Here is an 11608-nt window from a genome sequence, read left to right on the forward strand (position 1 = left end):
TTCTTATCAATTAAATTATTAAAAATCTATTTTAATACCACCTGTAACTGAACTTACCGGCAGGTAATGGCTACGGTCTGAACTTCCTGTTTCGCTTGCCATTGCAACGAATCCTTTACGTGCAGAAACGGTAAATAAGTTGTCTCCCGTTACATATACTGACAAACCGGCAACTTTGATATGATTCAATACCGATTTAGGGAATGTATAACCGATCCGTATATTGGCCAGGTTCAGGTAAGAACGTTTGGTAAGGAAGCGTGTTGAAAGTGCTGTAGCATACGTGTCACCACCTGCGGAAAGACGGGGGACATCCGTGATATCTCCCGGTTGTGTCCAGCGTTTTTCAATGTCGCTATGCCAGTTGTAATTACCCGCAGCACCACTGTTCATTAAAGTTGCATATACATTATCATACGCATAACCTCCCAAAGCATAGGTGAAAGTCGAGCTGAATGTAAGGCCTTTATAATCCAAGTCAAGTCCGAAACCACCACTGATTGTCGGTATAGATGTTTTGTCGATGAATTTTTGTGTAGCTAGGGAATAATTGCTGGTTTTATTTACTTTTATAGTACCGATATTACCTTTGTTACGGTGTAAGTAAGTTTCCATCTCTGTAATGATTTCTTCCGTACCGTCTGCTTTTACATTTACATATTGATTGTATTCTGCTAATCCTGTTTCAGGGTTTACACCGGCATATTCTTTGATGTAATATTCTCTGATGGAGTGCCCTTTGGCCCAGGCAGAACTACTACTTCTTACTTCAATAGGTTTTCTTTCTCCGGTGGTATCATCTAAAGGCATTTTTCCCATTTTGTTTTTATAATGTCCGCCGTTTAGTCTGATATCAAATTTGAAATCATTCGTATTGATGATATGTCCCGTAAGGTTGAATTCAATACCGGTATTAACCATTTCTCCATCATTTACAGGATATTGAGCATATCCCAGAGAAGGAGCAACTTGTTTCATAAACAACATATCGGTGGTAGAACTACGATAGACTTCAACTTCTCCTTCTAATCTATCAAAGATGTTGAATTCGATCCCTGTATTGATCGTCGAGCTTTTTTCCCAAGTCAGATTCTGATTTCCTTTGTATTGGAAAGTGAAAGACGGTTTGTCGTTCATGTTGCTGATTGAATATAAATCTTCATAAGGGTAATAGTTTGCTCTACTATAACCTGTATTCAGGAACTGATTTCCTAATTTTCCCCAGCTTAATTTGTATTTCAAATTTTTAAGCCATGACACATCAGAAAGGAAAGATTCTTTGTTGATAACCCAGGCAGCACCGATAGAACCGAAAGTACCCCATTTGTTTCCTTTAGAAAAACGTGAACTACCGTCTCTACGCAATGAAGCATTGAAGTGGTATTTGTCTTGGTAATCGTAACGGATTTGTCCAAAATAACTTTCAATAGCGTATTCCCAAGTCTCAGAATCCATAGATTGCATAATAACTGCATTCGTCCATTCTGTAACACCTGCTCTGACAAGCAGCGATTTTTCACCACTTATCCAAGAGAGTTTATATCTGTCGGTTTCATGGGCTACGAAAACATCAATGTTATGATCACCAATTTCTTTTGTATATGAAAGTACTTGGTTGAATGTGATTCTTTTCTGTGTTTGTTGTTCTTTGGCAATACGTCCGTAGGCTGATTTGGCATCTCCGTAATATGGATTTGTCAAATTGTTGTATCTCATGCTAGAAAATTGAACACCTAAGTTGGATGATAATTTGAAATCTTTCAAGAATCTGGCTTCTGCCAGGTAATTACCATTGAACAAGTTAGTTTCAGTTGTTTTATCATCCAGATTGATAACCCCTACAGGGTTAACGGCTGCTCCATAAGGACGTCCTTTTTCTCCATAGTCGTACCGGTATCCGCCTACCACTTCATCCGGAATAAGCGCACCGTTTTCATCCCGTTCGAACACTGGGAATATGGGAGCCATGAAGTTCACATACTGGAATCCGTTATTCATATTGTCCGTTTGTCCGGGGTTGCTGCTTTTGATATTGGTATACCCCATGTTCATGGTTGTTTTCAACCAAGATGTTACGTCATTCACCAAATTGCTTCTGGCATTGAAACGTTCAAAGTCAGATCCCATATAATACCCTTTTTCTTTGTAGTATCCCAAAGAAGTAAAATAAGTCAATTTGTCAGAACCACCGGAGATTCTCACGTCTCCTTCAACCTTTTCCCCTGTACGGAAAATATGGTCTTCCCATTTCTCCGGAGTGAATTTGCGTTGTACACCGTCTTTTACTCGCCCTGTTGTCGGATCAATAAAATCCGTACCCGTAGCGTTCCACATATTATAGGCATTGTTAATCCCTAATTTGCCACCCCAGATTTCTCCGCTAGCCCATTGACGAGCAGCTGATTCTTCCAGGCCATTTATATATTGTCCTCTGTTTTTCAACCCTTCCCAGGTTAATTCCATATAACGTTCCGGGTCCTCTACTTTGTCATAAAGCGGAATCCAACGTTGGCTTATACCATATTTTACTTCTGCTTCCACTTTGGTTTTACCTTTTTGACCTTTTTTGGTTGTAATCAAGATCACACCATTGGCAGCACGTGAACCATAAAGTGCGGTTGCAGTTGCATCTTTTAATACAGTCATTGATTCAATGTCTGAAGGGTTAATCCCTGAGATGTTGGCTTCGTAAGGAATACCGTCTACTACATAAATAGGTGCATTGCTTGAGTTCACTGAACCAATACCACGAATACGGATTACCGCATTTGAACCGGGTTGTCCACTGGTGTTGAATACTTGTACCCCTGCTACTTCACCCTGAAGTGCTTTACTGATCTCAGAAGTATTCTTTTGGGCGATTTTTTCACCTTCCACTTTGGCAGCAGAACCGGTAAAGGAACGCTTGGTCGCTGTTCCATAAGCTACGACCATCACTTCTCCTAAAGCCAGTGAACTGACATTCATAACGATGTTCATTCTGGGTTTGACGGCTACTTCCATTGTCTCCATCCCAACAAATGATACTTGTACGGTTTTTGTTGCACTAGGAACCTCTAGCGTAAAATTACCCTCGAAGTCAGTTACTGTTCCTGTACTTGTGCCTTTGATCATTATTGATGCACCAATAATAGGCTCGTTGTCTTCTGCGGAAATAACATTCCCTGTTATTTTTGTAGTCTGAGCTTGCGCTATACCAATACTCATAACTAAGCAAAAGAGAAAATAAGTCAATCTTTTCATCATAAATACACTCTTTTTATTAAACTTATATTGAAAAATCTCATAATTTGTAAACCTTATCCCACATATATAATATAGAGTGACATTGTTATTGTTTCTTCATTTTGTTATGTTTTTTGGATGAAAATGAAGCTTTTTGTCAACTTTCTAAATGTGTCTTTTCGTTAATTTTAGCGACTTGTGTTTTTGCCTTTTTAAGACAAAATAGCTTTGACGCAGTTTCAGCATTGTGGCAAAAGTAATAATTTTTTTAAATAAAAACAGTTTTTCATATATCTTTTTGCAAAAAATAAGAAAAAACAGATGGTCAAACCCTTTGAATCGCGAGGCGCGTTTTATTATAACATATTGTTGGTTGTCTTTGTTTAGTCTTGACTTGTTGGCGGTTTTTGTTTGAATCTGCTTATAAAATGGATAAATTGAAAGGGGAAGAGCGTTTTTTTATTCTCTGTTTTTAGGGAGAGTTTTCTGTTGCCGATGGGCATCGGCAATATTGACGATGCTGTTCAGCAATATTGTCGAACGTGTTCAGCAATGTTGCTGATGCCCATCGGCAACAGAATTGCCTCTCTTTAAATGTGTTATAGTATAGGTCGTGTATCGTTTTTTGATTCTATGGAAAAGGAAGGAGGGTGAACGTTCTCTTTTATTAACTATGTATTGCCTGGTGTGTATTGGCGGTGTGGATCTGGCTTTTTGTATGGTGTTTTGAAATGAAATGTGACATATTGATAGAATATAGCCCTGCGTTTCTGTTTAGTCTCTTCCTGTTGCTTTCAAAATGACACGAAAACCTGTTATTTAACAGTTGTTTTTCTTTTTATTTTCTTTCTTATTCCTTTTGCGAAGTGAATAAAAAATACGACTTTTGTCATTGTCATGAGTCAACCTTTAGCAGAAAGAATGCGTCCGAAGACGCTGGATGATTACATAGGGCAAAAGCACTTAGTGGGGAAAGGAGCTGTACTGCGGAAAATGATTGATGCCGGACGGGTTCCTTCTTTTATCTTATGGGGGCCTCCGGGCGTGGGTAAAACCACCTTGGCGCAGATCATTGCCCATAAATTGGATGCTCCTTTTTATACCTTAAGTGCGATCAGCTCAGGAGTGAAAGATGTACGGGAGGTGATTGAGAAAGCGAAAAGCAATCGTTTTTTCAATACCGTATCCCCTATTCTTTTTATTGATGAGATCCATCGGTTCAGTAAATCGCAACAAGACTCTTTATTGAGTGCGGTGGAGACAGGTGTCGTTACATTGATTGGAGCAACGACGGAGAATCCCTCTTTTGAGGTGATCCGCCCGTTATTATCCCGTTGCCAGGTATATGTCCTGAAATCTCTGGATAAAGAAGACCTGTTGACCCTGTTGCACCGGGTGATAGGAGAGGATGTCTTATTGAAAGAAAAGAAGATTCGCTTCACCGAGACAGATGCGATCCTGCGTTATTCGGGAGGAGATGCAAGAAAACTGTTGAATATCCTCGAATTGGTTGTTTCGGCCGAAGAGAGTAAAGAGGTGGAGATCCTGGATGAGAAGGTGGTGGAGCGTTTGCAGGAAAATCCGGCAGCTTATGATAAAGGAGGGGAGATGCATTATGATATTATCTCGGCTTTTATCAAATCGATCCGCGGCAGTGATCCCGATGCCGCCATCTATTGGTTGGCCCGTATGGTAGCCGGAGGGGAAGACCCGGAATTTATTGCCCGTCGCTTGCTTATCTCGGCAGCGGAAGATATCGGTCTGGCCAATCCCAATGCATTATTGTTGGCCAATGCCTGTTTTGAGTCGTTACGCAAGATCGGATGGCCGGAAGGACGGATTATCCTGGCAGAGACAACGGTATATCTGGCAACCAGTCCGAAGAGCAATTCGGCCTATCTGGCGATAGACGAAGCCTTGGCGTATGTGAATCAGACCGGTAATTTGCCTGTGCCTTTGCATCTGCGCAATGCACCGACCCAGTTGATGAAAGAACTGGATTACGGAAAAGAATATAAGTATGCCCACAGTTATGAAGGGAATTTTGTGACCCAGGAGTATCTGCCGCCGGAAACGAAGGAGCAACGCTTTTGGAAAGCACAACGCAATCCGGCAGAAGGAAAATTGGAGGAACAGATGAAACGATTGTGGGGAGATCGGTTTGAGTGATAAAATGATTTTGTTCTGTGGTAATATCTTTCGGAAAGATTGCCTGGGAGAATAAAAGCTGTATATTTGTCGCTTGTTTTGGGAAATAAAGTTACTAAAATATTATATAACATTTTAAAATGAAATGGGTATGAAGAAACACAATTTTAACGCAGGACCCTGTATTTTGCCGAAATCAGCCATTGAATCCGCCTTGGCAGCAATCAACGACTTTGATGGAACAGGTATTGGTATTCTGGAAATTTCACACCGTACTCCGGGCTGGGAGCGTGTGATGGCAGAGACAGAACAATTATGGAAAGAGTTATTACATATACCGGAAGGCTATAAAGTATTATTCCTTGGGGGCGGTGCCAGTACACAATTTTGTTATGTGCCCTTTAACCTTTTGGGAAAGAAAGCGGCTTATTTGCAAACCGGAGTATGGGCAAAGAAGGCGATCAAAGAAGCCAAATTGTTTGGAGAGGTAGAGGTGGTAGCCTCTTCTGAGGATCTCAATTACACCTATATCCCGAAAGAATATACGATTCCTACGGATGCGGATTATTTCCATATCACCACAAATAATACGATATACGGGACAGAGATACATACGGATATCAACTCTCCGGTGAACCTGATTGCCGATATGTCTTCCGATATATTGAGTCGTCCGGTGGATGTCTCCAAATATGCAATGATTTACGGAGGAGCCCAGAAGAATGTAGGTCCGGCCGGGGTTACTTTTGTTATTATCCGGGAAGATATTCTGGGTAAGGTAGACCGGCAGATACCGACTATCATCGACTACCGTACGCATATCAAAGACAGTTCCATGTTTAATACCCCTCCTGTATTCTCTATCTATGTGATGTATGAAACCTTGAAGTGGGTGAAGGAATTAGGCGGGCTCGAAGCCATGTACAAGATCAATAAAGAAAAGGCCGCTTTGCTTTATGATGAGATCGATCGCAACGCGATGTTTGTCGGAACGGCCAAGACGGAAGACCGCTCGTTGATGAATATCTGCTTTGTCATGGCAGACGCTTATAAAGACAAAGAAGCCGACTTTATGGCCTTTGCCAAAGAAAGAGGAATGGTCGGAATCAAAGGGCACCGTTCGGTAGGTGGTTTCCGCGCTTCTACATACAATGCTTGTCCGATAGAGAGTGTGAAAGCGTTGGTGGCATGCATGCAGGAATTTGAAAAAATGAATAAGTAATAAAGATTACCCATGAAAGTACTTATTGCAACCGATAAACCCTTCGCGAAAGTCGCGGTGGATGGTATACGAAAAGTAATAGAAGGTGCCGGTTTCGAACTGGCCCTTCTGGAGAAATATACGGAAAAAGCACAGTTGCTCGATGCCGTAAAAGAGGCGCATGCGATTATTATCCGCAGTGATATTGTGGATGCCGAGGTGTTGGACGCAGCCAAGGAGTTAAAAATCGTGGTACGTGCCGGAGCCGGTTACGACAATGTAGACCTGGCAGCCGCTACCGCCCATGGGGTGGTGGTGATGAATACACCGGGGCAAAACTCAAATGCTGTGGCCGAACTGGTTATGGGGATGTTGGTGTACGGCGTGCGTCGCTTCTATAACGGCACAGCCGGTACGGAATTGAAAGGTAAAAAACTGGGTATCCTGGCTTATGGCAATGTGGGACGGAACGTAGCACGCATTGCCCAAGGTTTCGGTATGGATATCTATGCCTACGACGCCTATACCCCTGTGGCATCGATTGAAAAAGATGGAGTGAAAGCTGTTGCTTCGACCGAAGAACTTTTCAGGGAATGTCAGATCGTATCCTTGCATATCCCGGCAACGGCTGAGACAAAAGGTTCGATCAACTTTGCTCTGATGAACACTTTGCCCAAGGGGGCCATCGTTGTGAATACCGCGCGCAAAGAAGTCATCGACGAAGCCGGACTGACAAAGATGTTCGAAGAACGTCCCGACTTTATATACCTTTCGGATATCCAACCGGCCATCCATACCGAGTTGAATGAAAAGTACGGCGACCGTTACTTCGCTACTCCCAAGAAAATGGGCGCACAAACTGCGGAAGCCAATATCAATGCCGGTATTGCCGCTGCCGAACAGATTGTGGACTTTATTAAAAATGGGAATGAGAAATTTAAAGTAAACTGATTATAGTGATTAGTGTTTAGTGATTAGTGTTTAATCGGCAGGATTATGAAACCAGGACCTTTACGAGAGAAAAGCTTTTGTTTTGCCTTGAGAGTTGTAAGTCTTTACAAATATTTATGTAAAGAAAAAGGGGAATATGTTTTATCCAAACAACTTCTCCGTTCTGGTACAGCTGTAGGTGCATTACAACGTGAAAGTGAGTTTGCGGAGAGTAAAATTGACTTTATTCACAAACTGGCAATAGCTCAAAAGGAGTGTAATGAAAGTGTTTATTGGTTGGAGTTGCTCCATCAGGCAGATTTTATTACAGAAAAAGCCTTTGTTAGCTTAAAGGATAATGCAGAAGAGTTGTTAAGGTTAATAACAGCCAGCATTAAAACTGCTAAAACACATACTAATCACTAATCACTCATCACTAAACACTAAACACTAATCGTTAATCACTAATCGTTAGATAACATGAAAATAAAACCTTTCAAAGGAATACGTCCACCCAAGAATTTGATCGAAGAAGTGGCTTCCCGCCCTTATGATGTGTTGAACTCGGAAGAAGCTCGTGCGGAAGCGGCAGGTAATGAGAAGTCTCTGTATCGTATTATTAAGCCGGAGATCGACTTCCCGGAAGGAATGGACGAACATGATCCGGCTGTTTATCAGAAAGCAGCAGCTAATTTTGCTCTGTTTCAGGAAAAAGGATGGCTGGTACAGGATGAAAAAGAACATTATTATGTATATGCCCAGACAATGAACGGACGTACGCAGTACGGACTGGTCGTTTGCGCTTATGTAGAGGATTATATGACGGGCAAGATCAAAAAGCATGAATTGACCCGACGGGATAAAGAGGAAGACCGAATGAAACATGTACGTGTGAATAATGCGAACATCGAACCGGTATTCTTTGCTTATCCGGATGATGTCGCGCTCGATTCTATCGTGATGAAATATACGGCTCGTGAACCTGAATATGACTTTGTGGCAAAGTTGGATGGTTTTGGCCATACTTTCTGGCTGATAGAAGATGAAAAAGATATAGACCGTATCACCGAATTATTTGAACGCATGCCGGCTCTTTATATCGCGGATGGACATCATCGTTCTGCCGCTGCTGCTCTGGTGGGTAATGAAAAGGCAAAACAGAATCCCAATCACCGGGGGGATGAAGAATATAATTATTTTATGGCTGTCTGTTTCCCTGCGAATCAGTTGACTATCATCGACTATAATCGTGTGGTGAAAGACCTGAATGGACTGAGTAATGCCGACTTTCTGGCCCGGTTAGAGCAAAACTTTGAGGTGGAAGATAAAGGAACGGAGATATATAAACCTCAGGCCTTGCATAACTTTGCGCTTTATCTGGATGGAAAATGGTATTCACTGACGGCTAAGCCGGGAACGTACAATGACAATGATCCGATCGGAGTCTTGGATGTAACCATCTCTTCGAATCTTATATTGGATGAGATCTTGGGGATTAAAGACCTGCGTTCGGATAAACGGATTGATTTTGTGGGAGGGATTCGTGGTTTAGGCGAATTGAAACAGCGTGTGGATAGCGGCGAGATGAAAGTCGCTTTGGCTTTGTATCCTGTTTCGATGAAACAATTGATCGATATAGCGGATACAGGAAATATCATGCCACCGAAGACAACCTGGTTTGAACCTAAACTGCGTTCGGGCTTGGTTATCCACAAACTGGATTGAGAAAAAGAAAATCGAATGGCAATAAAAAATATCGTTTTTGACTTAGGCGGTGTGATTATCGAGTTGGATACACAGCGGCCTATTGATCGTTTCAAGGAAGTAGGGGTGAAGGATGCCGCTGAATTATTGGATCCTTATGAGCAGAAAGGGCTTTTCCTGGAGTTTGAAAATGGAAAGGTAGATATGAACACTTTTCAAAAGGAATTGAGTAAACATGCCGGAAAGCCTTTGACCCTTGAAGAGATCACGTACGGCTGGATGGGTTTTCTACTTCATGTATCCCAGGAAAAATTGGATTATATGGAAGAACTCCGTCAGCAATACAATGTGTATATCTTAAGCAATACGAATCCGGTCATTATGGGATGGGCCAGAACGCCGGCATTTAGTCCGGCCGGTCGCCCGTTGACGGACTATTGTGATAAGATTTATGCATCCTTTGAGATCGGTGTGACAAAGCCTGATGTGCGTATTTTCAACTATATGTTGGCAGATGCCCAACTGATACCAGAAGAGACCTTGTTTGTGGACGATGGAAAAAGAAATGTGGAAGTAGGGGTATCGCTCGGCTTTCATGTATACCAACCGGCCAATGGAGAGGACTGGAGGGAGAAGGTGGCTTCCCTTCTTGGTTGAAAAACAAGAGTATATATAAAAAAATACGGAGAATCAGGAGTTATACACTCCTTTCTCCGTATTTTTTATTTTATCTTCTATGCGTCGAAACGAATCGTCTTGATTTATTGTATGCCGCGTTCGCGTAGTTTCAATTGCCAGTTCCAGGCAGTGACTAATGTGTCTTCCACTGTTTCTTTCGCTGTCCAGCCCAATACGGTATTGGCATGTACCGGATTGGCCCATACTTTTTCGATATCTCCTTCGCGACGGTCTACGATTTTATAAGGCACCTTTACACCGGTTCCTTTTTCAAATGCGTGGATCAATTCAAGAACAGATACGCCCCGGCCGGTTCCCAGGTTGAATATTTCCAGTTTTTCGTCGGATTTGTTTTCCAACATACGGTCGATAGCAATCACGTGTGCCTTTGCCAGGTCTACCACATTGATATAGTCGCGGATACAAGATCCGTCAGGGGTATCATAATCGTCTCCGAATACACTCAATTCTTTGCGGATACCCATGGCTGTTTGCGTGACAAAGGGCACCAGGTTCTGAGGCACTCCGTTAGGCAGTTCGCCGATCTCAGCGCTGGGATGCGCTCCGATAGGATTGAAGTAACGCAGGATAATGCTTTTGAATGGGAGGTCTGCATGGATGCAATCCCGGATGATTTCTTCGTTGATCTGCTTGGTATTTCCGTAAGGAGAAAGTGCCGGTTTGATAGGGGCGTCTTCTGTTACTGGAAGAATATCGGGTTGTCCGTATACCGTACAAGAAGAAGAGAACACGATCCCGTCAATATGAAACTCGGGCATTAGGTCCAGGAGGTTGACCAGGGTTACAAGATTGTTTCTGTAATATAATAAAGGTTTGTGAACGGATTCTCCAACGGCTTTACTGGCAGCGAAATGAATGATGCCTTTGATGCCGGGATTCTCTTTCAATACGTTGCGAACACCTTCTTTATCGTTCAGGTCAAGCTGGGCAAATACCGGACGGATACCCGATATTTTCTCAATGCCGTCTAATACTTCGATGTTAGAGTTGGATAGGTTGTCGATGATAACGACTTCGTAACCTGCATTTTGCAGTTCCACCACAGTGTGTGAGCCGATATATCCGGTTCCTCCTGTTACTAAGATTTTCTTCTTCATTTTGGTTGTTATTTTAGATCATCATGATGATTATACAATACCCGAGAAGCCCATGAAGGCCATTGCCAGTAAACCGGCAGTGATAAGGGCTATAGGAGTACCTTTCATGCCTTTCGGAACATGGGTCATCTCCAGTTGTTCTCTTATGCCTGCAAAGATAATCAAAGCTAAAGCAAATCCAATAGCCGTAGAAGCGGCATATACGATTGCTTGTAATAAATTATAATCTTTTTGAATAACCAGGATGGCTACCCCGAGTACGCAACAGTTCGTTGTGATCAACGGAAGGAATACGCCTAACGCCTGGTATAAGGCAGGGGATACTTTCTTGAGTACAATCTCCATCAATTGCACCAAGGCGGCAATGACAAGGATAAAAGATATGGTTTGCAGGTATCCCAGTCCATAGGCATCCAATACATATTTCTGAATCAGAAAAGTAACCAGGGTGGCAATCGTCAATACAAATGTTACGGCAGCTCCCATTCCAATCGCTGTATCGACCTTTTTAGATACACCCAAGAAAGGGCATATGCCTAAGAATTGTGCCAATACGACATTATTTACAAATACAGCGGCTATAAATATCAATATATATTCCATA

General features: G+C 42.3%; 9 protein-coding genes. 6 read left to right on the top strand and 3 right to left on the bottom strand.

Translation table 11 applies throughout. The features are described 5' to 3' along the window. Positions 1-18: 18 nt before the first annotated feature. Complete coding sequence (locus D0T51_RS02750) at positions 19-3246, bottom strand: SusC/RagA family TonB-linked outer membrane protein (RefSeq protein ID WP_163724834.1); 3228 nt, start codon at positions 3244-3246, stop codon at positions 19-21. Positions 3247-4122: 876 nt separating this feature from the next. On the opposite strand from D0T51_RS02750, the gene D0T51_RS02755 reads away from it, so the two are divergent. The 6 genes from D0T51_RS02755 to D0T51_RS02780 all read left to right on the top strand — a co-directional run bounded on the left by D0T51_RS02755 (position 4123) and on the right by D0T51_RS02780 (position 9865). Continuing rightward, positions 4123-5394: a replication-associated recombination protein A gene (locus tag D0T51_RS02755; RefSeq protein WP_163724836.1), complete on the top strand. Its 1272-nt coding sequence runs from the start codon at positions 4123-4125 to the stop codon at positions 5392-5394. Between the two features lie 130 nt (positions 5395-5524). Further along, the gene (gene serC, locus D0T51_RS02760) at positions 5525-6595 is read left to right on the top strand and encodes a 3-phosphoserine/phosphohydroxythreonine transaminase (RefSeq protein ID WP_163724839.1); all 1071 of its coding nucleotides are present in this window, start codon (positions 5525-5527) and stop codon (positions 6593-6595) included. 12 nt (positions 6596-6607) lie between these two features. Further along, positions 6608-7525, top strand: a complete 918-nt coding sequence (locus D0T51_RS02765) for an NAD(P)-dependent oxidoreductase (RefSeq protein ID WP_163724842.1) — start codon at positions 6608-6610, stop codon at positions 7523-7525. A gap of 45 nt (positions 7526-7570) precedes the next feature. Then, a complete protein-coding gene (locus tag D0T51_RS02770; protein ID WP_163724844.1) occupies positions 7571-7930 on the top strand; it encodes a four helix bundle protein in 360 nt (119 codons plus the stop codon). Between the two features lie 54 nt (positions 7931-7984). Continuing rightward, on the top strand, positions 7985-9229 hold the full coding sequence (locus D0T51_RS02775) for a DUF1015 domain-containing protein (protein WP_163724847.1): 1245 nt from the start codon (positions 7985-7987) through the stop codon (positions 9227-9229). A 15-nt stretch (positions 9230-9244) separates the two neighbouring features. Beyond that, positions 9245-9865: an HAD family phosphatase gene (locus tag D0T51_RS02780; RefSeq protein WP_163724851.1), complete on the top strand. Its 621-nt coding sequence runs from the start codon at positions 9245-9247 to the stop codon at positions 9863-9865. Between the two features lie 104 nt (positions 9866-9969). Here D0T51_RS02780 and galE read toward each other — a convergent pair whose 3' ends face one another. Both galE and rsxA read right to left on the bottom strand, forming a co-directional pair. Next, positions 9970-11004, bottom strand: a complete 1035-nt coding sequence (gene galE, locus D0T51_RS02785) for a UDP-glucose 4-epimerase GalE (RefSeq protein ID WP_163724854.1) — start codon at positions 11002-11004, stop codon at positions 9970-9972. A gap of 30 nt (positions 11005-11034) precedes the next feature. After that, positions 11035-11607 carry an electron transport complex subunit RsxA gene (rsxA, locus tag D0T51_RS02790; protein ID WP_163724857.1) on the bottom strand — a complete coding sequence of 191 codons (573 nt, stop codon included), beginning with the start codon at positions 11605-11607 and terminating at the stop codon, positions 11035-11037. Position 11608: the final 1 nt, after the last annotated feature.

It is taken from the genome of Parabacteroides sp. 52, assembly GCF_010500925.1.
Lineage (GTDB): Bacteria > Bacteroidota > Bacteroidia > Bacteroidales > Tannerellaceae > QVMG01.